This is a genomic window from Halomonas sp. PAMB 3264 (genome assembly GCF_031954245.1).
Lineage (GTDB): Bacteria > Pseudomonadota > Gammaproteobacteria > Pseudomonadales > Halomonadaceae > Vreelandella.
Genome location: NZ_CP134866.1, coordinates 3,177,697 through 3,204,123, shown reverse-complemented (window position 1 = coordinate 3,204,123; position 26,427 = coordinate 3,177,697). Strand labels below are relative to the sequence as shown.

Genomic DNA, 26,427 nt, shown 5'->3' with positions numbered 1-26,427 from the left:
CAGGCTCGATCAAAAGAGCGCACGCCCCAGAAACAAGTGATTTAAAAAAAGCGGTTCAAAGCGGCAATTGACTCATAACAACAAGTGATTAATAAAGGAGTTTTATCATGCATTTGACCTACTCATTCGCCCGCCTCGCCCTTTGCAGCGCCATCATGCTGGCGCCTTTCAGTGCCCAAGCACAAAGTGACGAAAACGTGAAAATCGGCTTCATCGTCAAGAAACCCGAGCAGGCCTGGTTCATCAACGAACAGCAAGCGGCGACCAATGCCGGCGAAGAGCTGGGCTTTGAAGTCGTTCGTTTAGGTGGTGAGGACGGCCAGCAAGTGCTTAGCGCGATCGACAACCTCTACGCTCAGGGGGCCGAGGGGTTCGTCATCTGTCCGCCTGACGTTCGTTTGGGCCCGGCCATCATGAACCGTGCCAATCAGTACGATATGAAAGTCATCACGGTGGATGACCAGTTCGTGAATTCCAGCGGAGAACCCATGGCCGATGTGCCCCATTTGGGTATGTCGGGCACTAAAATTGGTATGCAGGTCGGCGAGGCGATTGCTGCTGAAATGCAGGCGCGTGGGTGGGACATGGAAGAGGTCGCTGCACTGCGCATCACCAACAACGAGCTGCCCACGGCGGTCGAGCGCACCAATGGCGCCACCCAAGCGCTGCTCGAAGCAGGATTTCCCGAAGAAAACATCTTTGATGCACCTCAACAAAGCACCGATACCAACGGCGCGTTTTCTGCTGCCTCCCCGGTCCTTTCTCAGCGTGGCGGATACGAGCACTGGGTGATCTACGCGCTCAACGAAGAGAGTGTGCTGGGGGGTGTACGTGCGACAGAGCAGTATGGCCTAGCCCCAGAGGACGTGATCGGCGTTGGTATCAACGGCTCAGGCGCCGCCTTTGCCGAGTTCTCGCGCAATAACCCAACCGGGTTTCACGGCACTGTGGCGGTGAGTTCCACCATGCACGGCCGCCAGACGGCCGAGGATCTCTACCGCTGGATCGCCGAGAATGAGCAGCCGCCAGCCAATACCGAAACCACCGGTACGCTGATGACGCGGGACAACTGGCAGCAAGTTCGCGACGAGCTGGGCCTTTAAGGTCGTCCGGCGTGGAGGAGAGCGATATGACGGATCCCTACCTGCGTTTCGAGAATATCAGCGTGGTGTTCCCCGGCGTGCGCGCGCTCGACAGGGTGAGCTTTGCCGCCCACGCCGGGCAGGTACACGCCCTGATGGGCGAAAACGGTGCCGGTAAGTCGACCCTGCTCAAGGTGCTCAGCGGCGTCAATCGTACTGCCGAAGGCGCGCTCTGGATCGATGGTCAGCGTCACGTCTTCGCTAACGCCCGGGAGGCGCTGCGCGAAGGGGTGGCGATCATCTACCAGGAGCTGACCCTCTCGCCGAACATGTCGGTGGCGGAAAACCTGCTGCTGGGGCAGCTGCCCACCCGGCAGGGGTTCGTCGACCGCCGCCGACTGAAAGAGCGAGCCCTGATGATCCTCGAGGACCTGGGCGAAGGGGCGATCCATCCATCGACTAAAGTGCGTGAGCTCTCCATCGGCCAGCAACAGATGATCGAGATCGGCCGGGCGCTCTTGCGCGACGCGCGCATCATCGCCTTCGACGAGCCGACCAGTAGCCTGTCGGTACAGGAGACACGCCAGCTCAAGCGGATCGTCCAGCGCCTGCGCGACGAGGGCCGGGTAGTGCTTTACGTGACCCATCGCATGGAAGAGGTATTCGAGATGTGCGATGCGGTCACCATCTTTCGCGACGGGAAGCACATTCGCACGCATGAGCAGATGGGCGCGCTTACCCAGGACTTGCTGGTCAGCGAAATGGTTGGGCGCGATATCGACGACGTCTACGGCTATCGCTCTCGAGAGACGGGGGAGACGGTGCTCAGCGTCGAGGGTATCGAAGGCCGCGGGATCAACGCGCCGGTCAGCTTCGCGGTGAAAAAGGGCGAGGTGTTCGGGCTGTTCGGTCTGGTTGGCGCCGGGCGCAGCGAACTTTTGCGGCTGGTGTGCGGGGTCGAGACGCCCAAGGGCGGCAGCGTCACCTTCAACGGTACGACGCGGCGCTTCAAGAGCCCCGCCGAGGCGATCCGTGCCGGTATCGCCATGTGTCCTGAGGATCGCAAGTCCCAGGGCATCTTTCCCGTAGCGAGTGTTGCCGACAACCTGAACATCAGCTGCCGGCGCTTCTTCAAACGATGGGGCGTATTTCGCCACCCCGGACGCGAGCGGCGCAAGGCTGAAGCGTATATCGAGAAGCTCAGCGTCAAGACGCCGGGGTATCGCGCGCCGATAGGCAAGCTTTCCGGTGGAAACCAGCAGAAGGTGATTCTTGCCCGCTGGCTGGCCGAGGAGATCGACCTTTTCGTCATGGACGAGCCGACCCGCGGTATCGACGTGGGGGCGCGACGCGATATCTATGGCCTGCTCTACGACTTGGCAGAGCAGGGCAAGAGCGTGGTGGTGATCTCAAGCGACCTGGCCGAGGTGAGCTCGATTTGCGATCGCATCGCGGTGATGCGCGATGGCGAGTTGATCGAGGTGGTCGAGCGAGGCGAGGCGACGCCGGAGCGCTTGCTGGGGCTGGCGCTGCCGGCATGAAACGACTTTTTTAGAGTATTCATCATGACAACGAACAAAAACACAATTGATGAGGGCCGCAAGGCGCCGGCACGTCCCGCCGGGCGGCAGGGGTTGATCAAGCCGCTGCGTACGCTGCTCGATACCTCGGGGTTGATCGCCATCTTCATGCTGCTGTTCATCGCTTTGGCGATCTTCATTCCCGATTTTCTCACTGGGCGCAACATGGTGGGGCTTTTGCTCTCCATCACGCTGATCGGAAGCCTCGCCACCACCATGATGTTGGTGCTGGCGCTGGGCGAAGTCGATCTGTCGGTGGCCTCCATCGTGGCGTTTGCCGGGGTGGTGGCGGCGGTGATGACCACGAATTCCGGCAGTGTGGTGATTGGCGTGATCGCGGGGGTGGTCGCCGGTGGCGCCGTGGGTGCCTTCAACGGCCTGGTGATCGCCCGCTTCGGCATCAACTCGCTGATCGCGACCCTAGCGGCCATGGAGTTCGTGCGCGGGCTGGCCTACATCACCTCCGGCGGCGATGCGGTGATGATTACCGTGCCGGGCTTTTTCGATCTGGGCAGCGCCTCGTTTTTGGGCCTGACGCTGCCGGTCTGGACCATGCTGGCCTGCTTCGTAATCTTCGGCGTGGTGCTCAACATGACGGCGTTCGGGCGTAACGTGCTAGCCACCGGCGGCAACTCGGAAGCGGCTTCGCTTGCCGGCGTGAACGTGCGCCGGCTGAAGATCATCGTCTTCGGCCTGCAAGGCGTGGTCGCCGGCGTGGTCGGTGTGCTGCTCGCTTCGCGCATGGGCCTTGGTGACCCCAACACCTCCATGGGGCTCGAACTCGCGGTCATCTCCGCCTGTGTGCTGGGTGGCGTCGCGCTTTCCGGCGGGGTGGCGACGATCACCGGCGTGGTGGTCGGGGTGCTGATCATGGGCTGTGTACAGAACGCGATGGGCCTGCTCAATGTGCCGACCTTTTACCAGTACCTGGTGCGTGGGGCGATCCTGCTGCTGGCCGTCATGTTCGACCGCTGGAAGCAGACCCGACGACAGCGCGCCTGATATCGACTGACTCCCTTTTAAATCCCACTGTTCAATCACCGATTTTGATACGGAGAGATCCTTATGTCTGCTCGAAAAACGCCTCTGCGCTCTGCTCAATGGTTCGGCACCGCCGACAAGAACGGCTTCATGTACCGAAGCTGGATGAAGAACCAGGGCATTCCCGACCACGAGTTCCAGGGCAAGCCGATCATCGGTATCTGCAACACCTGGTCGGAGCTCACCCCCTGCAACGCCCACTTTCGCAAGCTCGCCGAGCACGTCAAGAAGGGCGTGCTCGAGGCCGGCGGCTACCCGGTCGAGTTCCCGGTGTTTTCCAACGGCGAGTCCAACCTGCGGCCCACGGCGATGTTCACCCGTAACCTCGCGAGCATGGACGTCGAGGAGGCCATTCGCGGCAATCCCATCGATGCAGTAGTGCTGCTGGTGGGCTGCGACAAGACCACCCCGGCGCTGCTGATGGGGGCGGCGAGCTGCGACATCCCCACCATCGTGGTCACCGGCGGGCCGATGCTCAACGGCAAGCATGAAGGCAAGGATATTGGCTCCGGCACGGTGGTCTGGAAGCTCTCCGAGCAGGTCAAGGCCGGCGAGATCTCGCTGCACGACTTCATGGCCGCCGAGGCGGGCATGTCGCGTTCGGCGGGCACCTGCAACACCATGGGGACCGCCTCGACCATGGCCTGCATGGCGGAGTCCCTCGGCGTGTCGCTGCCCCACAACGCTGCCATCCCGGCGGTGGATTCGCGCCGCTACGTGCTGGCGCACCTCTCCGGCAATCGCATCGTCGAGATGGTCCACGAGGATCTCCGGCTCTCGAAGGTCCTCACGAAGGACGCCTTTGATAACGCCATCCGCACCAACGCGGCGATCGGCGGCTCGACCAACGCGGTCATTCACCTGAAGGCGATCGCCGGGCGCATTGGCGTGGATCTGAGCCTCGACGACTGGAGCCGGGTCGGGCGCGGGACGCCCACGGTGGTCGACCTGCAGCCCTCCGGGCGCTTTCTGATGGAGGAGTTCTACTACGCCGGCGGGCTGCCCGCGGTGTTGCGACGCCTGGGCGAAGCCGACCGGCTGCCCTTCAGGGACGCCCTGACCGTCAACGGCAGGACGCTGTGGGAAAACGTCCAGGACGCGCCGCTTTATAACGAGGACGTCATTCGCCCGCTGGACAACCCGCTCACCGCGGACGGCGGGATCTGCATCCTGCGCGGCAATCTCGCCCCCAACGGCGCGGTGCTCAAGCCCTCGGCGGCGACGGCCGAGCTGATGCAGCACCGCGGCAGGGCGGTGGTGTTCGAGGACTTCGACGACTACAAGGCGCGCATCAACGACCCGGACCTGGACGTGGAAGCCAACGACATTCTGGTCATGAAGCACTGCGGCCCGCGGGGTTATCACGGTATGGCGGAGGTGGGGAACATGGGCCTGCCGCCGAAGATCCTGGCCCAGGGCGTGACCGACATGGTGCGTATTTCCGATGCGCGCATGAGCGGGACCGCCTACGGCACGGTGGTGCTGCACGTGGCGCCGGAAGCGGCGGCGGGCGGCCCGCTGGCCGCGGTGCGAAACGGCGACTGGATCGCGCTGGACTGCCAGAGCGGGCAGCTGAATCTGGAAGTGAGCGACGAGGACATCGCCACTCGGCTGGCCGAATCTGACGCCACGGCGGCATCGTCCCTGATTGCCCGCCAGGGCGGCTACCGCCAGCTCTACATCGAGCGGGTACTGCAGGCGGATGAAGGGTGCGACTTCGACTTTCTGGTGGGGTGCCGGGGGGCGGAGGTGCCGCGCCATTCGCACTGATAACACGCGAAGGTGGGGCCGGCCTAGCGCGCTGGCATCGGGTAGCGCCGGTCTTGTTTTGATTATTACGCTCAAACCTACTGCGAAAAATCTCGCCGGTTCACAGCCGGCGTTTTGCTAACCCCGGTTGACATGACCACCCCGGCCCATGTGCCAACCGTAAACAAAATAATTCTTATTATTCCTGGTTTGGAGTAGCCTTTGGCCTACGGTTTTTTATTGCAAGATTATGACGTGAAAGGACTTTAAGATAAGTGGTGCCAACCTGGTACGCCCGCTGCAATGAGTGGGCCGAGAGCGCAACATCAGGATGAGGAGCCGCTCTCGTGTCGACTCAGTAAACGTGTCAACCGGGCATTTCATCTTTCGCCCACGTTTTAAAGCAGCAAAGCGAAACCACCAGGAGGTACGATCATGAAGAAGGAATCTCTGAAAAAGCTGGGTATCCTCGGCGTCTCTTTCGGGCTGATGGCAAGCCCACTGGCCTTTGCCGGTATGGAAGAAGAGACCACCACGCCACAGGAGCCAACGCCGCACGAAGACACGATGCAGGAGGGGCAGGGCACCTACCAGAGTGATGAAACGGATCAACAGCCGGGTGTGACGACCGAGTACGAAGAGGAAGAGCAGGAATTTACTTACGAGGAAGAAGAGGAGGAGCAGGAGGAGTGGGAAACCGATACGGATACCGACACCGACATGGAGTCCGACAGCAACTGGTAACCCGTTCCTGATCAAGGAGACACTGCTTCTGGCTCACGGATGAGCCACGAAACGCCCCGCCGATTGCGGGGCGTTTTGCGTTTAAAGGGCCTCGCTACCCCTGATTTGAGCGTTGGGCTAAGGTTAACGTTCTCCACTACGGCTTGAGCGCTTTCAAGCCGCCGACAGGGATGTACGTTACGTGCCGAGTTTTAACGAAGTGCCGGTATTGCCTCGGATCGAGGGGCGGGTCGAGGCGATCGATCTGGCCCGCGGTATCGCGATTGGACTGATGATTTTGAGCCACACCGTCAGCGGGCTGGTGGGGATCCCCAACGTGCCCGAGTGGGGTATGGTGCCGGTGCATCTGCTCACCAAATTTTCCTCGTCGCTGTTCATTACGGTGTTCGGTATCGCGTTGGCGGTGGCGTTTCTGCCGCGCACACAAAACGAGGATTGGCCCCAGCGGCGGCTGAAGCTCTGGCTGCGTGGCCTCGAGGTGTGGTTCTGGTACAAGGCGCTGACCATCGTCGAAATGCTGCCCTTCTACGCCCCCGCCGACATCCTCACCACGCTTTTGTACGGCAACTTCGCCATCTGGGTGGAGATCCTCGGCTTCTACGCCATCGCACTCGTCTGGGTGCCGCTGATCCTGCCGCTGTGGGCGAAGGCACCGCTGTGGTCGCGGCTAGCGGCGATTATAGGGTTTACGGCGCTCTCTGCCTGGCTTCAGGGGTTCGATTTCGGCGGCCACGCCATTTTGAAGGCGCTGCTGGTCGATCATCCCGACTACTACGCCTGGGGGCAGCTAAGTCGCGCACCGCTCATCTTCATCGGACTTTTGATTGGCGAAGCGGCGCTTCGCTGTCACGGCGAGCAGGGCGCGCAGCGTCGGCTGGTGCTAGCGTTGATCGCGCTTGGCGCGGTGATGGTCGGTGCTTTTTACGCGCTATCCGCAGCCCAGGGCGACGTGTACGCGGCCATGACGGCGGTGGCGAATAACGCCGGCAAGCACCCGCCAGAGCTTGCCTTCATGCTGTTCAGCGTCGGCGGGGCCTTCATCATTCTGGGCCTGGCATTGGCCGGCGGGCGCACCGCCGCCCGGGCACTTTTGCCGCTGACGCTGGTCGGAAGCGACGCGCTCAAGGCGTTCATTTTTCATATCGTGATGATCTTTCTGGTGCTGCGCTTTCTGCTGGGCTTGAACGACACCATCACGTACCCCCAGGCGCTGGGCGCCGGGGGGCTTTTGATTCTTGGGGCGGCGCTCTGGATCTGGCTCACCCGCTGGATAACGGCGCACCGCTAAACGCTGCGCGGTTCAGGTCGGCCTGAGCATGACGACACAGTAGTAACGACACAGAAGCAACAATACAGAGGAAACGCTTTGCGAGGGTTGATACGCACGCTCAAGTCCGGGCTTTTGCTGGTGGCGCTTTCAATCGCGCTGCCGGCCCAGGCCGACTGGTATTTTGAAGTCGATAAACAAAGCGCCTGGCAGGGGAGTTTGAGCACGCGGCTGGCCGCCATCGAGGAGGCCTTTGGTGGAGCGCTGGGCGTCTACGTTCAGAATCTACAGAGCGGCGAGGCGTTCTCCTGGCAGGCGGATACGCCGTGGTATCTGGCCTCATTGATCAAGGTGCCCGTGGCCGCCGAGGTGCTGGCCCGGCGTCAGGCAGGCGATCTGACGCTTGACCAGCGTCTGACGCTTGCTCAGAGCGATTTCGTCGACGGCGCGGGCCCGGTGATCTGGCACGACCCGGGCACGCCGATCTCGATCGAGTATCTGCTCGAACAGATGATCACCGTCAGCGACAACACCGCCACCGATATGCTGATCGACCGCGTCGGACTTCCCGCCGTCAACGCCCGGGCGGCGCAGATGGTCGCCGCCAGCGGCGGCGACCCAGGCGAGCTGGGCCCGATCACGACGCTCAAGGGGGTACGCCGGGGCGTGTACGGCGAGCTGCACCCCGAGGCGCGCTCGCTTGCCGGTACCGACTTCATCGAGCTTCGCAAACACCGCGTCAGCCAGCGCCCCGCGGCGCTGGCGCGGCGGCTGGGCGCTTCCTCCCAGAGCCTTCGCCAGCCCGACTACGCCAGCGCCTTCGATGCCTACCAGCGCACTGGCGAAAACACCGCGACGCTGCGCGCCTACGGCGATCTGCTCGCCTCGCTCGAAAACGCTGGGCAGGGCGACCTGGACGCCACCCAGCGCCAAGCGCTGATCGAAGTGATGACGCGCACCCGCTCAGGCCAGGCGCGCTTGACGCGTGGCCTGGGGGAGAGCATTACCTTTGCCCACAAGACCGGTACTCAGCATCACCGAAGCTGCGACGCGGGGCTTGCGTACAGTGAGGCGGCTGCGCAAACCGCGGGCCCCTGGGTGATCGTTGCCTGCACTCGCGGGGGGCAGCCGCGCGCCGCCCATGAGCAGGCGCTGGCTCGCGTGGGCGAAGCGCTCAGAATCACCGGCGCGGTAGGCGCACCCTGAGCCCCCAGGTGGGCGGCGTGCGTGTTAAACTGAGGCCTCTAACTCATGGCTCACTTAAACGAACCCAATGGAGGCTTATCATGGCCAGTGCCAGCGCCCGTCATATTCTGGTAGACAGCGAAGAGCAGTGTCTCGCGCTGAAGCAAGAGATCGAAAACGGCCGCGACTTCGCGGACGTGGCAAAAGAGCACTCGAACTGCCCGTCCGGTCGTCAGGGCGGCGAACTCGGTACCTTCGGCCCCGGCCAGATGGTCCCCGAGTTCGACAAGGTGGTCTTTAACGGCGAGCTGAACCAGGTCCACGGCCCGGTCCAGACCCAGTTTGGCTACCACCTGCTCGAAGTCACCAGCCGCAGTTAATCGGCCTGTTGCCGGCCGGCCTCAACCGCCGGCCGCTTTGGGCCGCCAGGCACCGTGGCCCGTCGCGGTGTGAGGAGCACGCCTTGAACGACCCCATCATCTCGATCGAGGGCTTGAATAAAACCTACGAAGGTGGCTTTCAAGCGCTCAAGCACGTGGATTTGTCCATCCAGCGTGGCGAAATTTTTGCGCTGCTCGGCCCGAACGGCGCGGGCAAGACCACCCTGATCAGTCTGGTATGCGGGCTGGTCAACCCAAGCGCCGGGCGCGTGAGCGTCGACGGCTTCGACAACGTCAAGCAGTACCGCCAGGCGCGCGAGCGCATCGGCCTGGTGCCCCAGGAGCTGACCAACGAGGCGTTTGAAACGGTCTGGAACACGGTGAGCTTCAGCCGCGGGCTGTTTGGCAAGGCGCCCAACCCGGCCCACATCGAAAAGGTACTCAAGTCGCTGGCGCTGTGGGACAAGCGCAATAACCGCCTGATCACGCTTTCCGGTGGCATGAAGCGCCGCGTATTGATCGCCAAGGCGCTCTCCCACGAGCCGCGTATCCTGTTTCTCGACGAGCCCACCGCCGGCGTGGACGTGGCGCTACGCCGCGACATGTGGGAGGTGGTGCGCAAGCTTCGCGACGACGGCGTCACCATCATACTCACCACCCACTACATCGAAGAGGCCGAGGAGATGGCCGATCGCATCGGCGTGATCAACGGCGGCGAAGTGGTGCTGGTGGAAGAGAAAGCCGCGCTGATGAAAAAGCTCGGCAGCAAGCAGCTCACTCTTGAGCTTCATACGCCGCTTGAAGCGCTGCCGCCGCGCCTGCAGGTCGACACCCTGACGCTGAGTGGTGATGGCCGCTCGCTGGTGTATACCTACGACGGTCACCAGGAAGAGGAGGGCCGCGGCGTGTCGGCGCTTTTGAGCGTGCTCAACGAAGAGGAGATCCTGGTGAAGGATTTACATACCCGGCAGAGCTCGCTGGAGGATATTTTCGTCGATCTGGTCAAGGAGCGCTCATGAATCTCTACCCCGTCCGTTCGATCTACATGGCGGAAATGGCGCGCACCCGGCGCACGCTGTTGCAAAGCATCGTCTCGCCGGTGATCTCCACCTCGCTCTACTTCGTGGTGTTTGGCGCGGCGATCGGCTCGCGCATTAGCGAGATCAACGGCGTGAGCTACGGCGCCTTTATCGTGCCCGGGTTGATCATGCTGATGCTTCTGACCCAGAGCGTGTCGAATGCCTCCTTCGGTATCTTCTTTCCCAAGTTTTCCGGCAGCATCTACGAAATTCTGTCGGCGCCCATTTCTTATCTGGAAGTGGTGGTGGGCTACGTGGGGGCGGCGGCGTCGAAGTCGATGCTGTTGGGGCTGATCATTCTCGGCACGTCGAGCTTTTTCGTGCCGTTGGAGATCGCCCACCCGTTCTGGATGCTCGCCTTTCTGGTGCTCACCGCCGTGACCTTCAGCCTGCTGGGTTTCATCATTGGTATCTGGGCGGATGGCTTCGACAAGCTGCAGATCGTGCCGCTTCTGATCATCACGCCGCTGACGTTTCTGGGCGGCAGCTTCTACTCCATCGATATGCTCCCGCCGTTTTGGCAGGCCGTGACGCTGGCCAACCCGGTGGTGTATCTGATCAGCGGCTTTCGCTGGAGCTTCTACGGCATCAGCGATGTCAGCCTCTGGGCGAGTGTCGGCATGGTCGCGCTCTTTCTCGCCGTGAGCCTGGCCATGGTGGGCTGGATTTTCCACACTGGCTACCGGCTCAAGCCTTGACCCCTTTCGATCGTTCAACCGCTTAAAAGGCTCGTTTCTCTATGCCGCTTTTGCAAAGCATCGTGCACCGTTTGGACCCTACACTTGACGGCGAACGTCTGACCGTCACCGCTGCCCCGGGGCCCGCCGACAGTAATGACGACACGATGGCCGCGTTGGTCAGCAAGCTCGCGGACACCTACAACACCAAGGCGAAGGGCTGGGGGCGGTTTGCCAGCGAAGGCGAGCAGGCCGGGCCGCTGGTGGCCTGGCTCGACGCGTATTCGAAAGGCGAGCTTGAGTTCGAAGCGCTGAGCACTCAGCTGACCGAGCGGCTGGCCCGCGAATTACAGGAAACACTCTCGGTGGGCGGCTATCTGGTCATCGCCCATCAGCGCCAGGGCGATACCGAAACGTTTTTTTTCGCACTGTTACATCAGCGTGAAGGCATCGGCATCGGGGAGGCGCACCAGGCGGTGCCCGCCGCCCAGCTCAATACTCAGCAGCTCACCCTGGCCGCGCGGGTCAATCTGACCCAGTGGCAGCAAGGGAGCGGCGCGGGCAGCCAGCAGTACGTCTCGTTTTTGAAAGACCGCGGCGCGAAGAAGCTGGCCGACGGCGTGGCGGCGGTGCTCGGCATGGAAGAGGGCATCGATGCCCCCGCCGAAACCCGCACGCTGCTCAAGGCCTTCAGCGACTACGTGGAAAGCGAAGACCTCGACGAAGAAGCGAGCCGTGAGAAAACCGACACCCTGGTCGACTACGCCCACGAGCAGATGCGCCGCGGCGAGCCGATGACGCTCGAGGAGCTTTCGGGACTGGTCGACGAGCAAGCACCCAAGGCGTTCTATGAGCACATTCGTAACGCCGACTACGGCCTTTCGCCGGAGATTCCGCCGGACAAGAAAACGCTGAGCCAGTTTCGTCGCTTTACCGGCCGCGCCGGCGGCGTCTCGATCAGCTTCGACTCGCACCTTTTGGGTTCGAGCATCGAGTACGACGAAGGCCAGGACCGGCTGATCATCAAGCAGGTGCCCAAGCAGCTCAAGGAGCAGCTCGCCAAGCGCAAGGAGTGACCTTTATGCGCGGCGGCGAGTCAGTAGATAGACGTGTGAGGATGATCAAGGACGCGGCAAGCGTTTAAAAGGAGAGGGCCATGCTGGAGGCAATTCGAGACTTTTTTCACGACGCGCTGGCCGCACCGGAAGGGCGCGAGAACCATCACCTGACGCTGGAACTCGCCACGGCGGCGCTTCTGTGCGAAGTGGTGCGCGCCGACTACGAGCAAACCCCGGAGGAGCAGGCGGCGCTCAAGCAGATGCTGATGACGCGCTATCGATTGGATGACGCGCGGGTAAGCGAGCTGATGGCGCTGGCCGAAGCGGAGGTCGATGAGGCGGTCGACCACTACCAGTTCGTCAGCCTCATCAAGGAGCACTACGACTACGCCCAGCGCTTCGAGCTGGTAGCGCTGATGTGGCAGCTGGCCTGGGCGGACGGCAGCGTCGACCCGCTCGAGGAGCACCGCATTCGCCGCCTGGCGGATCTTCTGCATGTCAGCCACCGCGATTTCATTCGCGCCAAGCTCGACGTCCAGGAGCAGCGCCCACCCCATGCGTGATGACAACGATGCGTCCAGCCTGACCGAGCTTTTGGATGCGCTGGATCAAATGGAAAACGAGAAGACTCGCGTCAGCGTCGAGGACATTGTCGACGCCGTGGGGCGGCGCTCTTTCGGGCCGATGCTGCTGGTGGCGGGGCTGATCGTGTTGGCACCGGTCGTCGGCGATATCCCCGGGGTGCCCACCCTGATGGCCGCACTGGTACTGCTGACCTCGAGCCAGCTGCTGTTCGGGCGCCGCTTTTTTTGGCTTCCGCGCTGGCTTTTGAACCGCTCGGTGTCGCGCAAGGGGTTCGACAAGGCGCTCAGATGGATGCGCAAGCCCGGGCGCTGGGTCGACGGGCTGATGGGCGTGCGTTTGGCGTGGATGAGCGGCTATCTGGGCATGCGCGCAACGGCGCTGGCCTGCGCGCTGATCGCGCTGGCCATGCCGCCCATGGAGTTTGTCCCCTTTTCCGCCAATGGCGCGGGCCTGGCGCTGACGCTTTATGGACTGGGGCTGGTCGCCAGGGACGGGCTGGTGCTGGCTCTGGGGTTTCTAATCACCGGCGCCACGTTTACCGCGATTCTCGTTTATTTTCTATAGCGTGACGTGATCCTGCACCGTGCAGGCGTTTGATCGATCACTCAAGGAGAATGCATGTCAGAGTCACAACCACCACCGCCTAAAACGCCAGACGAGCAGTCCAGCTGGGAGCGGCGTATCGAAACCGTGCTATGGCGATCACGCTTTCTGGTGTTACTGGCGGTCGTGCCGAGCCTGCTGGGATCCATTGCGTTGTTCGTTGTTGGCACGCTGGATATCGTCAGCGTTGTACTCGATGTGGTCCGCTACTATCTGCTGGATAGCAGCCAGAACATTCATGATACGCTGGTGCCTGACATCATCATTGCGGTGGACATCTACCTGATCGCCATCGTGCTGCTGATTTTTAGCCTGGGGATCTATCGACTTTTCGTGTCACGCATCGATCAGGCTGAAGCGCGCTATCCCCGTCACCCCTTCAACGTTGCCTCGCTCGATCAACTCAAGGACAAGATCACCCGGGTGGTGATCCTGGCCGTCATCATCGAGTTCTTTCGCGCCGTGGTGGATATTCGCTTCACGACGCCGCTCGAGGCCATTTATCTAGCGCTTTCAGTGCTGGCGCTGGCCGCTACGCTCTACCTGATGAGCCAGTCGCACAAAAAAGAGTGAATGAAAGAGCAACGCGCCGCGTGACCCAGCGAGCATTAGCGTGGCGCTTGTAACAAGCGGGCTACCAGCCGATTCAGCTGCTGCTGAAACTGCCCACCGGGGGACGGCGGGTTGGGGTTGGAGGTGATCGCCACCGTCATCGCGCGCTCCGGGATCACGAACAGTGCCTGGCCGCCGTAGCCGCGCCCGTAGTAGACCGGCGTGTCGCCGAAAGTGGTCACGAACCAGCCAAGCCCATAGCCATCCCCCGTCCAGGGCGACCGGCCCCGCGGCGTCCAGGACGCCTCCACATAACCTTCCGGCAGTAGTCGCTCGCCATCGACCACGCCGTCCAGTCGATACAGCTCACCGATCTCGACCAGCGCCCGCGGCGAAAGCTGCATGTCGTTGCCGCCAAAAAAAACGCCTTGCGGGTCCTGCAGCCAGCGGGGAAGGGTGATGTGAAGAGGCTCAGCCAACAGGCGCTGGGCAAGCTGGTAGGTGGATTCACCGCTGCCGTAAGTAAGTGCGGCGGAGACCAGGTGGCTCGAGCCGGTGGAGTAGAGCATGCGCCCGCCGGGCTCGTCCACGAAGGGGCGAGAAAGGGCGTTTTCCACCCAGTTGGGGCTCGCGACCCAGCCGCTGTAGTTCTCGCCGGAGGTACGCTCGAGCCCCGCCTGCATGGAAAGCAGGTTCTCGAGAGTGATGTCGCTCACGCGCGGGTCCAGCCCCATTGGGACGCGCTCACCCAGTAGTTCGACCAACCGCTGGTCGAGCGAGTCGATTACGCCGGCTTCAATCGCCGCACCGGTAATGGCCGCCAGCACCGTCTTGGAGAGCGACTTCACGTTGACCGGCGTGCTCGTCCCCGGCCCACCCTGATGAAATTCGTGTACCCGATGCCCGTCCACCGCCACCACGACCGTATGCAGCCGGTCGAGCGCGCCGGCCTGCTCATCGAGCGCCTTGAAGGCCGCGTCGGAGGGCGTTTGGGCAAGCGCCCCTTCGCTCAAGAGCGCTAACCCCAGCACGAGCATCACCGCTTGAGAGAACATTCGCACGCGCATGGGTTTTCCTTTTTGTAATGCCAACGAGGCTTTCAAAAAGCGTAGAGCGTGCGCGCGCCAGGCGCACGTAAATTACGCAAACCGCCCCAAAGCCTGCTAGTCTGAGGATGTTGCCTCGATGGGTAAGCAACCCTTTGATTTTCCTAAAACGCAAAAAAGCAAGGAGCGCCGCAATGCGTAACATCATCTATATCGTGGGTCTGGTCGTCGTCGTGCTGTTCATTCTTTCGATGCTTGGCCTGCGCTAATCAAGGCGCCGTGCCAAACACAAACGCCCGCAAATGCGGGCGTTTTTACGTTCGAGCGGAGCCTTTTGCGCTAGGCGCAGTCCGCCGCGCCCTGGCCGAACAGGTCGAACATGATGTCCCGGCCAAGGGAGGTCAGCACGAAACGCCCTTCCTGATTGGTCATTCCCGCCGCGTTTGATTCAAGCATTTCACGACACGCCGCCCAGCCCGCATCCTGCTCATCGAGCGCCGCGATCTCGCGCTTTGCCAACCCGCAGCCGGGCAGCGTCACGGTTTCCAACACATGACCGTTCACGTACAAAAGCTCTGCCAGTGTGAACAGGCACTGACGCAGCCGAGACGCGTCTACGGCGGCAGAGGCGGCGGGGGTGTCACCTTCGCAGGGCATTGAATGCTCCATCGATTAACGAACAACGTTTCCCTAGTGTAATGGAGCTGACCTATTTAGACCAAGGTCTAAGTTTTTGGCGTGTTCAACGCTTGGGCTCGGTACGTATTGCGCCCTGCGGTTATTTCCTCTTGGGTGGCTCTTTTAACCGAAAAAGTCGTAAAGATTACAGAAAATAACCGTTTACTAAGTTAAAAGTGTGATAAAGGCTAAAGACACTGCGCGATTTGCCGATAATCAATGCATTGACACAGGCAAATTTCAGCTCGCCTAAAGAGCAGGCGATCACATTTAAAGGGGCAGCAATCGATGGCTTCCATATCTTCACTGGGCATTGGCTCGGGGCTCGATTTAAACGGGCTATTGGATCAGCTTCAAACCGCCGAGCGCGCCAAACTTCAGCCCATTGCCGAGCAGGTTCAATCTGCCAACACGACCGTCTCTGCCTATGGAGCGCTCAAAAGCGCGGTTTCCACGTTCCAGGATGCCACCCAGGCGTTGAACGATACGTCGTCGTTTGAAAGCCTCACCACCAATGTCGAGGGCGACGGTGTTATCGCCATTGCGTCCAGCGAAGCACAGGCGGGCCGGTACGACGTAGAGGTCGATCAACTGGCAACTGCTGGTAGCCTCGTGACAGAGCGTTTGGATAGCGCTGACGAAAGTGTTGTCAGCGGTGAGCAGACGCTCAGCTTCGCACTGACTGAAGGCAGTATGCCCGAGATCACGATCGCCGATGGCAGTTCGCTTGAAGACATTCGAGACGCCATCAACGATCAAGGCGGCGGTCAGGTGACTGCCTCTATCATCAACGACGGGCAAGGGTATCGGCTCTCGGTCATGTCGAGCGAGACCGGCGCTGATGCCAGTATCGAAAGTACCAATTTCTCGACCATTCTATCCGGTGATGGCACCACCTCGGACACTCAGGTCGTGCAAAAGGGACAGAACGCGGCATTCAACGTCAACGGTATCGATATCGTCAGTGCCTCCAACCAGGTCGAGGGCGCCATTCAAGGAATGACCTTGACGCTCACGGAGGCCGGTACTTCGAGTACCATCAAGGTCGAGCAGGATAATGAAGCACTGCGTGAGAACGTGAATACCTTTGTGGAAAGCTTCAACACGCTCAAGAGCACCTTGAATACCTTGACCAACTTCGATGTGGAAACGGGCCAGTCGGGAGGCTTGAACGCTGATGCGACCACACGAGCCGTCGAGCGCGAGCTCCGTCAGGCTATTAGCGGTATGACCGGCGGTGACGGCTTCAACGTACTGTCCGACGTCGGCATTTCATTGCAAACCGACGGTACGCTAAAGGTCGATGACGAAAAGCTGGATAACGTCATTGCCACCCAGCCGGACAGGCTGGCCCAATTTTTCGCAGGGAGCAGCGAAGGAGGCGGCATGGCCGGACAAATCAATACGTCTCTTGAGCGCCTGGTAGGCGATGGCGGCCGCCTTGATACGGCCAAAGAAAATGCAGAAAGCCGCGTCGAGTCGCTACAGGAGCGCTATAGCCGAACCGAAGAGCGCATCGGGCAAACCGTCGAGCGTTATCGTGTTCAGTTTCAAGCAATGGATAGCATGGTGGCGCAAATGAATCAGACGGGTGCCTATCTCGAACAGCAGTTGGGAATGCTGGCCCAAACCAACCAGAGCTAGGCCCAGCTCTCACGGACAGGAAATGCCCAGCTACAACGCTGGGCTTTTTTTAGAGGTATCTTTTGAAGGTACCTAAAGTTCGTTATCACCCCGCCGATAAACAAGGTAATCAACCCATACTCTTTGCTACTTATTACTCGAGGATTTAACCCATGGCATCAATCTCCGCGCTTGGTGTAGGTTCCGGGTTGGACTTGAACGGTCTGGTGGATCAGCTCAAAGCCGCTGAGCGCCAGAAGCTTACCCCCGTTTTACAGCAGCAAAGTGCTCAAAAGACCAAAATTTCGGCCTATGGGCGTCTTGAGTCGGCGATGGACCGGGTCAATACCTCGGTAAAGGCGCTAAACGATGCCTCGACCTTCAAACAGCAAAAAAGCACGGTAACCGGCAGTGGCGTTCTGGCCACGGCGGGTGAGAAGGCCAACCCTGGGCGCTTTGAAATTAGCGTGTCTCAGCTGGCTCGTGCCGGCAGCGCGGCGTCCAATAGTGTGGCGCTGGATCAGGAGCTCACTGCTACTGATACGAAATTGAAGCTCAATTTCGGCGCGGGCACTACGCAGACGAGCCTTGACGTCGATATCAAGGCAGGCAGCACGCTAGCCCAGGTACGCGATCAGATCAATGCAAATAAGGAGTCGGGTGTTACCGCCTCGCTTGTCAACGATGGCACCGGATACCGTTTGGCGCTCAGCTCAAAGGAAACCGGCAAGGACGCCTCGCTCACAGGGTTTTCTGGTCTCGATGGGCTTGCCATGGATAGCACGACGGTGCGGTTAGGCCAGGACGCCGCGCTCAACGTCAACGGCATCGCGATCACCAGCAAGACCAACCGCGTCGAAGGCGCTATTGAGGGTGTAACGCTCGATCTCACCGCCGTGTCGGAATCCCCCGCCACCCTGGTGATCGAGCGAGACAACGACTCCTTGAAGGAGGCGATCAATAACTTCGTCAGTAACTACAACGAAATGAAATCGACCGTAGAGCGCATGACCAAGTTCAACGGCGAAGGCGAGATTTCGGGCGAGCTGATAGGTGACCGTACCGTACGCACTATCGAAAACCGCTTGAGTCGTGACGTGAGCGACAGCTTGGCGGGCGGCGATATCACACGGCTGTCTGAAATCGGAATCTCAATTGATGAGCGCGGGCGCTTGAAGGTCGACGAAGAAAAGCTCGATGCCGCTGTTGCCAACGACCCTGAAGGCCTATCTGCCTTCTTCGCTGGTGACAGCAAGGAAGCAGGCTTTGCAGGGCGCCTCAGCACAACATTGACGACCATTACCTCAGAAGATGGCCTCATTAAAAGCTCGGTCACCAGTGCAGAACAGCGAATCGAGAGTCTCGATAAGCGCAAGGAGCGCATGGAAGCCAGCATCGAGCGCAACGTGGAGCGCTATCGTAAGCAGTTTGCCCAGCTCGATGGCATGATTGCGCAGATGAACTCCATGAGCAGCTACCTGGGCCAGCAGTTCGATATGCTGAGCAATATGCAGAAGTAGTAAACCTTGCTATCAAACGAAACGGTGCTAATACGCTCTCGTTCGTAACGACAATTTATTTTATCAGCGGGGCCGTAAGGCCCCGTTATAGTTTCAAGGCCAAATTTTCATAAAAAAGTGGGTAAATGAGCTAAAGGATCGCCCCGCTTCGCCGTTAATTATAACAACGGCGATGCAAGCGCCGATTTATAGGCCTCTCTTGGGCCACTAAACACAGAGGATTACCCCATGTCCGTCATCAATACCAACATCACTTCCATGATCGGCCAGAACAACCTGAGCAAGTCCCAGGGCATGCTGGCTCAGGCGCAGGAGCGTCTTTCTTCCGGCCTGCGTATCAACAGCGCCTCCGACGACGCAGCAGGTCAGGCGATCGCCAACAAGATGACCGCCCAGATCAAGGGTATGGATCAGGCGAGCCGTAACGCCAGCGACGGTATCTCGCTCGTTCAAACCATGGAAGGCGGCCTGGACCAGATCAACGACAACCTGCAGCGTATTCGTGAACTGGCGGTACAGGGTGCTAACGACACTAACACCGCCGATGACCGCGCGGCGATCACCACCGAGATCAACGAGCGTATCGCTGAGATCGACCGCGTAGCGGGCAGCAACAACTTCAACGGCACTAACCTGTTGTCAAGCGGCGCGAGCACGGCGCTCAATATCCAGGTCGGTTCTAACACCAGCGGCAACGACACTATTACCGTCAATACTTTCGACGCAACTAGCAGTGCGCTGGGTGTTAGCGGGTCTGCGGCGGCTCTCTCCGGTGCCGGCGCGACTCACGACAACTTCCAGACGCTGATCGACAATGTCGATACCGCCGTCAAGTCGCTCGACACGCAGCGTGCGACTCTGGGTGCCACGCTGAACCGCTTCGACTCTGTGATCGATAACCTGGCGACCACGACTACTAACCTTTCCGAAGCGCGCTCACGCATCGAAGATGCCGACTACGCGAAAGAAGTGTCGAACATGACACGCGCCAACATCCTTCAGCAGGCGGGTACGTCCATGCTGGCCCAGGCTAACCAGACCCCGCAGTCTGTACTGTCTCTGCTGGGTTAATCGCTCAAGCAGTAGTACCACGAGCGAAGTGAACGACGGGGCCGCAAGGCCCCGTTTTTCGTTGGGCGCCTCGCGCATTTTTCTCATGTGAATCGCGCGAAAGGCCTAAAGAAGTGCCTCCAACAGCCGTTAATTATAATAACGGCGATGCAAGCGCCGATTTAAAGGCCTCTCCTGGGCCACTAAACACAGAGGATTACCCCATGTCCGTCATCAATACCAACATTACTTCCATGATTGGCCAGAACAACCTGAGCAAGTCCCAGGGCATGCTGGCTCAGGCGCAGGAGCGTCTTTCTTCCGGCCTGCGTATCAACAGCGCCTCCGACGACGCAGCAGGTCAGGCGATCGCCAACAAGATGACCGCCCAGATCAAGGGTATGGATCAGGCGAGCCGTAACGCCAGCGACGGTATCTCGCTCGTTCAAACCATGGAAGGCGGCCTGGACCAGATCAACGACAACCTGCAGCGTATTCGTGAGCTGGCGGTTCAGGGTGCCAACGACACCAACACCGACGATGATCGCGCCGCAATCGAAACCGAGATCAACGAGCGTCTGGCCGAGATCGACCGCGTGGCAGGCAGCAACAACTTTAACGGTACCAATCTTCTTAACGCCAGCGGCAGCCTGAGCATCCAGGTTGGTTCCAATACCGATGTTGAAGACGTCATCAATGTTAAGACTGTCGATGCTACCGTGTCGGGCCTGGAACTGACTAGCGCCTCGGGCGGAGTCGTTGCAGCGGCTTCCGGCGGCGCCGCTACCTTTACGGCGGCTAGCGGAGCTGGCGCCCACACCAGCTTCCAAAGCCTGATCGATGCCGTTGATACTGCTACTAAAACACTCGATACCAACCGCGCTACTTTGGGTGCTACGCTGAACCGCTTCGACTCTGTGATCGACAACCTGGCGACCACCTCGACCAACCTGTCCGAAGCACGCTCGCGAATCGAGGACGCCGACTACGCCAAGGAAGTGTCGAACATGACGCGCGCCAACATCCTCCAGCAGGCGGGTACGTCGATGCTGGCCCAGGCGAACCAGACGCCGCAGTCGGTATTGTCTCTGCTGGGCTAATAGTCGGGTAAGTGCTGCCATTGACAGCTAGAGTAACGGGGCCAATTGGCCCCGTTTTTCGTTCTTTCTGCAAGCAAAATTATTTTCACAAAACGGCTTTAAACTATTCAAGAATCCACGTTAGCGGCCGTTAATTATAATAACGGCGACGCAGTCGCCGACCTGTAGGCCCTTCTCAGGCCATAAAATACCGAGGATCTCATCCATGTCCGTTATCAATACCAACATCACTTCCATGATCGGCCAGAATAACCTGCGCGCTTCGCAGAGCATGCTGGCTCAGGCACAAGAACGTCTCTCTTCCGGTCTGCGCATCAACAGCGCATCCGACGATGCCGCCGGTCAGGCGATCGCAAACAAGATGACTGCTCAGATCAAGGGCATGGAGCAGGCCAGCCGTAACGCCAGCGACGGTATCTCACTCGTTCAGACCATGGAAGGCGGTCTGGATCAGATCAACGATAACCTGCAGCGTATTCGCGAGCTAGCGGTACAAGGTGCTAACGATACTAACACCGCCGATGACCGCGCCGCGATCGCAACCGAGATCAACGAGCGTATCGCCGAAATCGATCGCGTAGCGGGCAGCAACAACTTCAACGGTACTAACCTGCTTAATGTTAGCGGTGGCGGTACTCTGAACATTCAGGTTGGTTCGAATACATCGACCAATGATGTTATTGAGGTAAGCACAATCGATGCGACCAGTGCTTCTCTGGGCGTTAGTGGCGCAGCTGCCTTGCTTTCTGGAGCCGGTGCAACACATGCTAATTTCCAGAGCTTAATCGACGCTGTCGATGGCGCAACGAAAACCCTGGATACCAACCGCGCGACTTTGGGCGCCACGTTGAACCGCTTCGATTCCGTGATCGATAACCTGGCGACCACCTCGACCAACCTGTCGGAAGCGCGCTCACGTATCGAGGATGCCGATTATGCCAAGGAGGTGTCCAACATGACCCGCGCCAACATTCTGCAGCAGGCGGGTACGTCCATGCTGGCTCAGGCCAATCAGACCCCGCAGTCCGTTCTATCTCTGCTTGGTTAATAACACATTAATGAGTGTCGACGGGGCCGAAAGGCCCCGTTTTCGTTATAGGCTTGAGAGAAATATGGAACACTTCGTTACACGCTATAACCCCCGCATAGCCTGAAAATAACGCAGATCTTCTGCATCATTTTTCTATAGCGTTACTCTTTGCTACATAAAAAAAGCCTTGTTTCTTCAAGTGTTGGATATAGCAGCCGTTACCCCTTGGTAGCGACGGCACAAGCGTCGCCAAGTTGGCCCGCTGGCCAGTTATACTTCAAGGAGCAATACTCATGTCTGTAATCAATACGAATATCACCTCCATGATTGGCCAGAATAATCTGAGCTCTTCACAAAGCATGCTGGCTCAGGCGCAGGAGCGTCTCTCTTCCGGACTGCGTATTAACAGCGCCTCCGACGATGCCGCAGGTCAAGCCATCGCCAACAAGATGACTGCCCAAATCAACGGTATGAGCCAAGCCAGCCGTAACGCCAGCGACGGCATTTCCTTGGTGCAAACCATGGAAGGTGGTCTCGATCAGATCAACGACAACCTGCAACGTATTCGTGAGCTGGCGGTGCAGGGCGCTAACGATACCAACACGGAAGAAGATCGCGCGGCGATTGCCACCGAGATCACTGAGCGTATTGAAGAAATTGATCGTGTTGCGGGTAGCAACAACTTCAACGGTACTAACTTGCTGGACGGCGTTAGTACTGACGACCTGGAAATTCAGATCGGCGCGAACACCACTGACGATGACACCATTTCAGTAAGCCGCTTTGACGCCACTAGCGACAACCTGGGCGCGGTGAGTGGTGGGGTTGCCAACCTGGAGGCAGCGGCCACCGCGGTATCAGGTGGTGGTGACCATAGTGATTTCCAATCTTTGATTAATTCAGTGGATAGCGCCGTAAAAGAATTGGACACTAATCGTGCGGAGCTGGGTGCCACGCTCAACCGTTTCGATTCGGTGATCGACAACCTGGCAACGACCGAAACCAACCTTTCCGAAGCTCGGTCGCGCATCGAAGATGCCGACTACGCGGATGAGGTCTCCAACATGACCCGCGCTAATATCCTCCAGCAGGCGGGCACCTCCATGCTGGCGCAGGCTAACCAGACGCCGCAGTCCGTACTGTCTCTGCTGGGTTAATTGCTCGAGCAGTAGCACAACGAGTGAAGTGAACGACGGGGCCGCAAGGCCCCGTTTTTCGTTGGGCGCCTCCCGCATTTTTTCTCATGTGAATCGCGCGAAAGGCCTAAAGAAGTACCTCCAACAGCCGTTAATTATAATAACGGCGATGCAAGCGCCGATTTAAAGGCCTCTTCTGGGCCACTAAACACAGAGGATTACCCCATGTCCGTCATCAATACCAACATTACTTCCATGATTGGCCAGAACAACCTGAGCAAGTCCCAGGGCATGCTGGCTCAGGCGCAGGAGCGTCTCTCTTCCGGCCTGCGTATCAACAGCGCTTCCGACGACGCAGCGGGCCAGGCCATCGCTAACAAGATGACCGCCCAGATCAAGGGTATGGATCAGGCGAGCCGTAACGCCAGCGACGGTATCTCGCTCGTTCAAACCATGGAAGGCGGTCTGGACCAGATCAACGACAACCTGCAGCGTATTCGCGAATTGGCGGTTCAGGGCGCCAACGATACCAACACCGCCGATGACCGTACTGCGATCACCACTGAGATCAACGAGCGTCTGGCCGAGATCGACCGCGTAGCAGGCAGCAACAACTTCAACGGCACTAGCTTGCTCAATGCCAGCGGCAGCCTGAGCATTCAGGTTGGCTCCAACACCGATTCCGAAGACGTGATTAGTGTCAAGACCGTCGATGCGACTGTGGCGGGTCTGGGCTTAGCAAGCGGCAGTGAAATCACCGGCACCACATTTGCCGTTAGTGGTGGCACCGCAGCCCACAGCAGCTTCCAGAATCTAATCGACTCCGTCGATGCCGCGACCAAGACTCTGGACACCAACCGCGCAACCTTGGGTGCCACGCTGAACCGCTTCGACTCCGTAATCGACAACCTGGCGACCACCTCGACCAACCTGTCCGAAGCGCGCTCACGAATCGAAGACGCCGATTACGCGAAAGAAGTGTCCAACATGACTCGCGCCAACATCCTTCAGCAGGCGGGTACCTCCATGCTGGCCCAGGCGAACCAGACGCCGCAGTCTGTACTGTCTCTGCTGGGTTAATTCTTTCAGCGGTACAACTAATGAAACAACCGAACGGGGCCAAAAGGCCCCGTTTTCTTTTAGGTGGCTCAGTGTCAGCTCCTTTACACGTTTCCTACCAGGCCAGCCTAAAGCGTGGCGTCGCACATTCGGTAACTATAATTATCTCCTTCGCAACCCTGGTTCCTGAAGCAGTCCATGGAATACCTGCTTAAAAACCGGTGCATTTGCCTCTTTGGTACACGTGGTCGCGAAGTAGACTAGGCAGACTGCCACTTTTTTGCGAGCTGCCTAATGGCCAAGACGACTCCCGCCACACCCAAACGTAAACCTCGTTTGCTATGGGCCAACCCGTTCTGCCTTTTGGATACGTCCAGCGGTGCAAGCATGACCGTACGCCAAATGCTGCTTCAGTTAGTGGCCAATGGGTATGACGTCAAAGTGCTGGGAGCGACGGTATTCGACAACCCCAAGGGAATGGCGATTCTCAAGGAGCAGTTCGCTGATCTCGATTCCCATCTGCACCAGTTGATTGACGCGAAAGATGGTCCTCTGACTCATCAGATGCTCGTGAGCTACAGCTATAACCGGAATCATTTCACCACGCACGAAGAAGGGCTCTGGTATAGCCAGTATGTATATCTGTTGGATTCCTTCAAGCCGGACGTTGTGTGGTTCTACGGTGGCCAGACCGTGGATATGCTTATCGCCGACGAGGCCCGCGATCGAGGTATCCCCGTGGCCTTTTATCTGGCTAATGGCAACTATAAATCGCCCCGCTGGTGCCGTGATATTGATCTGATCGTAACCGACAGCCAAGCAACGGCAGACATGTATCGCAAGGAAGTAGGATTTACCTCCACGCCGGTAGGCAAGTTCATTGCCTCGGACCGCTTCGTTGCCGATGAGCACGAGCGCAAGCGACTTCTTTTTGTGAATCCGAGCTGGCAGAAGGGCGCCAGCGTGTTCGTACAACTGGCTGAAAAGCTCGAGCGAGAGCGTCCGGATATCGAACTTGAGGTCGTGGAGGCGCGCGCCGATTGGTCGGCCGTGCTGCGTGAGACGACCAAGCGGATGGGGCAACAGCGCAGCACGTTGAGTAACGTGACTGTGACGGGTAATACCAGTGATATGCGAGGGCCTTATAGCCGCGCGCGCGTATTGGCTGCGCCCAGCCTCTGGTGGGAGAGCTCCGGGCGGGTGCTTGCTGAGGCCATGCTCAATGGTATACCGGCGCTGATCACCAATCGCGGTGGCATGCCCGAAATGGTAGGTAAGGCGGGTATCACCTTCGATTTCCCCGAACAGTGTTATGAAGAGCCCTACCAGCATCTGCTTGGCGAGCAAGAGTTACAGCCGCTATTCAATGCAGCGGTCGCTTTTTTCGATGATGAGGCGCTCTATCAGAAATACGTGGCACAGGCTTTCAACGTAGGTGAAGAGAAACACCACATTGATCGTGCTACCGACAGACTGCTTAGTGCCTTGGCTCCTCTGGTGCGAGAACGCGCTGGTAACAAGGAGTTTTCGGCCAGCCAGAAGAAGCGTCATCGCCAACGCCTTCCAAGCAGGGCCACCAAGCCAGAAATGAAAGTGGATCGCACTCTACAGCAGCTGATCAACGGCAAAATAAAAGGCGTTTTGGGGAGCGACACCCAAGCGACCAAGCTGCATCTCACTGAAGATTTTACTTGGCAATTAAAGGGGAAGATCATCGTACTTGATAATCGTGCCAACCTGATCAAGAGTGGTTTGGCTGATCAGATGGCAGTAACTGGTGCGTTCGCTATCGTAGCCTTTGACCCCGCCAGCGAAATCAAGACGCCCAAGCAATACGAAGGCAGTGATACGATTCAGCTTTTCCAGCACGCTTTATTGGGCGATGGTCGACCGGCCACCCTGCATGCCTGCGTTGCCCCGGAAATGACCAGCACTTTGGCACCCCTTTCGGCAGATAAATTAGCCGAACGCCACCATTTAGGGGCACAGGAAATCGCGGATCTGCCGATCAATACGGTAGCTGTGGACAGCATTACGGGGCTGGAGAGCCTCGATTGGCTCATTCTGGACGAGTTGAGCGATGCCATGGCCGTTCTGGAAAACGGCAAGCAATATCTCGAACAGACGCTGCTGGTTCAGGCACGCGTGCCGTTTCAATTAACTCACGAGAAGCAGCCCAGCCTTGCCGAGCTACAGCATTGGGCGAGCCGCAACGGGTTCCGTTTCTACCGTTTTCATAATATCCGCCACCATAGCCATCTGCCGGAAAAACTGAACGAGCGTTCGCCCTGCGCCAGCGAGCAGGAGAGTGCGGATGTACTCTTTCTACCCAGTTACGAGCGTATGGCGAAGCTTAGCGATAAGCAGAAAAGAAAACTCGCTTTTATCATGAGTGCCTGCTTTGCCGCACATGATATGGCCTTCGAGTTGATGGCGGGCATCAGTCACGACAAAGCGTTAGAATTTCTCGAAGCCCACAAGCTTTTGCCTTCTGCTACACAAACCGACGGCGGTGATGAAAATCGCTCTTCGACGCGGATGGACGCGTCTCGAGCCGCCTTTCTGGGGCACGACGACAACCTTTTGGCGTTAATTGATTGATA

General features: G+C 59.1%; 24 protein-coding genes. 22 read left to right on the top strand and 2 right to left on the bottom strand.

The features are described from left to right. Positions 1–107 precede the first annotated feature (107 nt). The 14 genes from RN347_RS14495 to RN347_RS14430 all read left to right on the top strand — a co-directional run bounded on the left by RN347_RS14495 (position 108) and on the right by RN347_RS14430 (position 13,603). Positions 108–1,103 carry an arabinose ABC transporter substrate-binding protein gene (locus tag RN347_RS14495; RefSeq protein ID WP_311958696.1) on the top strand — a complete coding sequence of 332 codons (996 nt, stop codon included), beginning with the start codon at positions 108–110 and terminating at the stop codon, positions 1,101–1,103. 26 nt (positions 1,104–1,129) lie between these two features. Further along, positions 1,130–2,623: an L-arabinose ABC transporter ATP-binding protein AraG gene (gene araG, locus RN347_RS14490; RefSeq protein WP_311958695.1), complete on the top strand. Its 1,494-nt coding sequence runs from the start codon at positions 1,130–1,132 to the stop codon at positions 2,621–2,623. A 24-nt stretch (positions 2,624–2,647) separates the two neighbouring features. Then, positions 2,648–3,664, top strand: coding sequence for an L-arabinose ABC transporter permease AraH (araH, locus tag RN347_RS14485; protein ID WP_311958694.1), 1,017 nt, complete (start codon positions 2,648–2,650; stop codon positions 3,662–3,664). A gap of 63 nt (positions 3,665–3,727) precedes the next feature. Further along, positions 3,728–5,473 (top strand): IlvD/Edd family dehydratase, encoded by a 1,746-nt coding sequence (locus RN347_RS14480; RefSeq protein ID WP_311958693.1) that lies wholly within the window; start codon positions 3,728–3,730, stop codon positions 5,471–5,473. 414 nt (positions 5,474–5,887) lie between these two features. Then, on the top strand, positions 5,888–6,196 hold the full coding sequence (locus tag RN347_RS14475; protein ID WP_409365761.1) for a hypothetical protein: 309 nt from the start codon (positions 5,888–5,890) through the stop codon (positions 6,194–6,196). Positions 6,197–6,377: 181 nt separating this feature from the next. Beyond that, a complete protein-coding gene (locus tag RN347_RS14470) occupies positions 6,378–7,484 on the top strand; it encodes an acyltransferase family protein (RefSeq protein ID WP_311958692.1) in 1,107 nt (368 codons plus the stop codon). Positions 7,485–7,562: 78 nt separating this feature from the next. Next, complete coding sequence (locus RN347_RS14465; RefSeq protein WP_311958691.1) at positions 7,563–8,669, top strand: serine hydrolase; 1,107 nt, start codon at positions 7,563–7,565, stop codon at positions 8,667–8,669. 80 nt (positions 8,670–8,749) lie between these two features. After that, the gene (locus RN347_RS14460) at positions 8,750–9,028 is read left to right on the top strand and encodes a peptidylprolyl isomerase (RefSeq protein WP_252106155.1); all 279 of its coding nucleotides are present in this window, start codon (positions 8,750–8,752) and stop codon (positions 9,026–9,028) included. An 83-nt stretch (positions 9,029–9,111) separates the two neighbouring features. Next, complete coding sequence (locus RN347_RS14455) at positions 9,112–10,047, top strand: ABC transporter ATP-binding protein (RefSeq protein ID WP_311958690.1); 936 nt, start codon at positions 9,112–9,114, stop codon at positions 10,045–10,047. Then, positions 10,044–10,805: an ABC transporter permease gene (locus RN347_RS14450; protein ID WP_263586096.1), complete on the top strand. Its 762-nt coding sequence runs from the start codon at positions 10,044–10,046 to the stop codon at positions 10,803–10,805. The genes RN347_RS14455 and RN347_RS14450 overlap by 4 nt, the downstream gene beginning before the upstream one ends. A gap of 41 nt (positions 10,806–10,846) precedes the next feature. Then, positions 10,847–11,860 (top strand): nucleoid-associated protein, encoded by a 1,014-nt coding sequence (locus RN347_RS14445; RefSeq protein WP_311958689.1) that lies wholly within the window; start codon positions 10,847–10,849, stop codon positions 11,858–11,860. Between the two features lie 80 nt (positions 11,861–11,940). Then, positions 11,941–12,405 carry a TerB family tellurite resistance protein gene (locus RN347_RS14440; protein ID WP_311958688.1) on the top strand — a complete coding sequence of 155 codons (465 nt, stop codon included), beginning with the start codon at positions 11,941–11,943 and terminating at the stop codon, positions 12,403–12,405. Then, the gene (locus RN347_RS14435) at positions 12,398–12,991 is read left to right on the top strand and encodes an exopolysaccharide biosynthesis protein (protein ID WP_263586099.1); all 594 of its coding nucleotides are present in this window, start codon (positions 12,398–12,400) and stop codon (positions 12,989–12,991) included. Before RN347_RS14440 ends, RN347_RS14435 begins: the two co-directional genes overlap by 8 nt. A 54-nt stretch (positions 12,992–13,045) precedes the next feature. Continuing rightward, on the top strand, positions 13,046–13,603 hold the full coding sequence (locus RN347_RS14430; RefSeq protein ID WP_311958687.1) for a YqhA family protein: 558 nt from the start codon (positions 13,046–13,048) through the stop codon (positions 13,601–13,603). 35 nt (positions 13,604–13,638) lie between these two features. Here RN347_RS14430 and RN347_RS14425 read toward each other — a convergent pair whose 3' ends face one another. After that, a complete protein-coding gene (locus tag RN347_RS14425; RefSeq protein ID WP_311958686.1) occupies positions 13,639–14,649 on the bottom strand; it encodes a serine hydrolase in 1,011 nt (336 codons plus the stop codon). Positions 14,650–14,967: 318 nt separating this feature from the next. Continuing rightward, on the bottom strand, positions 14,968–15,285 hold the full coding sequence (locus RN347_RS14420; RefSeq protein WP_311958685.1) for a hypothetical protein: 318 nt from the start codon (positions 15,283–15,285) through the stop codon (positions 14,968–14,970). A 309-nt stretch (positions 15,286–15,594) separates the two neighbouring features. Between RN347_RS14420 and fliD (RN347_RS14415) the strand changes: the two genes are divergently transcribed. The 8 genes from fliD (RN347_RS14415) (at position 15,595) to RN347_RS14380 (ending at position 26,425) form a co-directional block, all read left to right on the top strand. Next, the gene (gene fliD / locus RN347_RS14415) at positions 15,595–16,950 is read left to right on the top strand and encodes a flagellar filament capping protein FliD (RefSeq protein WP_311958684.1); all 1,356 of its coding nucleotides are present in this window, start codon (positions 15,595–15,597) and stop codon (positions 16,948–16,950) included. 152 nt (positions 16,951–17,102) lie between these two features. Then, complete coding sequence (gene fliD / locus RN347_RS14410) at positions 17,103–18,449, top strand: flagellar filament capping protein FliD (protein WP_263586104.1); 1,347 nt, start codon at positions 17,103–17,105, stop codon at positions 18,447–18,449. A gap of 228 nt (positions 18,450–18,677) precedes the next feature. Further along, the gene (locus RN347_RS14405) at positions 18,678–19,520 is read left to right on the top strand and encodes a flagellin (RefSeq protein WP_263586105.1); all 843 of its coding nucleotides are present in this window, start codon (positions 18,678–18,680) and stop codon (positions 19,518–19,520) included. Between the two features lie 203 nt (positions 19,521–19,723). After that, the gene (locus RN347_RS14400) at positions 19,724–20,599 is read left to right on the top strand and encodes a flagellin (protein WP_263586106.1); all 876 of its coding nucleotides are present in this window, start codon (positions 19,724–19,726) and stop codon (positions 20,597–20,599) included. A 205-nt stretch (positions 20,600–20,804) separates the two neighbouring features. Beyond that, positions 20,805–21,647, top strand: a complete 843-nt coding sequence (locus tag RN347_RS14395; protein ID WP_311958683.1) for a flagellin — start codon at positions 20,805–20,807, stop codon at positions 21,645–21,647. A gap of 275 nt (positions 21,648–21,922) precedes the next feature. After that, positions 21,923–22,786, top strand: a complete 864-nt coding sequence (locus RN347_RS14390; RefSeq protein ID WP_263586108.1) for a flagellin — start codon at positions 21,923–21,925, stop codon at positions 22,784–22,786. A gap of 204 nt (positions 22,787–22,990) precedes the next feature. Continuing rightward, positions 22,991–23,845: a flagellin gene (locus RN347_RS14385; RefSeq protein ID WP_263586109.1), complete on the top strand. Its 855-nt coding sequence runs from the start codon at positions 22,991–22,993 to the stop codon at positions 23,843–23,845. Between the two features lie 273 nt (positions 23,846–24,118). Next, positions 24,119–26,425 (top strand): glycosyltransferase, encoded by a 2,307-nt coding sequence (locus RN347_RS14380; protein ID WP_311958682.1) that lies wholly within the window; start codon positions 24,119–24,121, stop codon positions 26,423–26,425. The last annotated feature ends 2 nt before the right edge of the window (positions 26,426–26,427 follow it).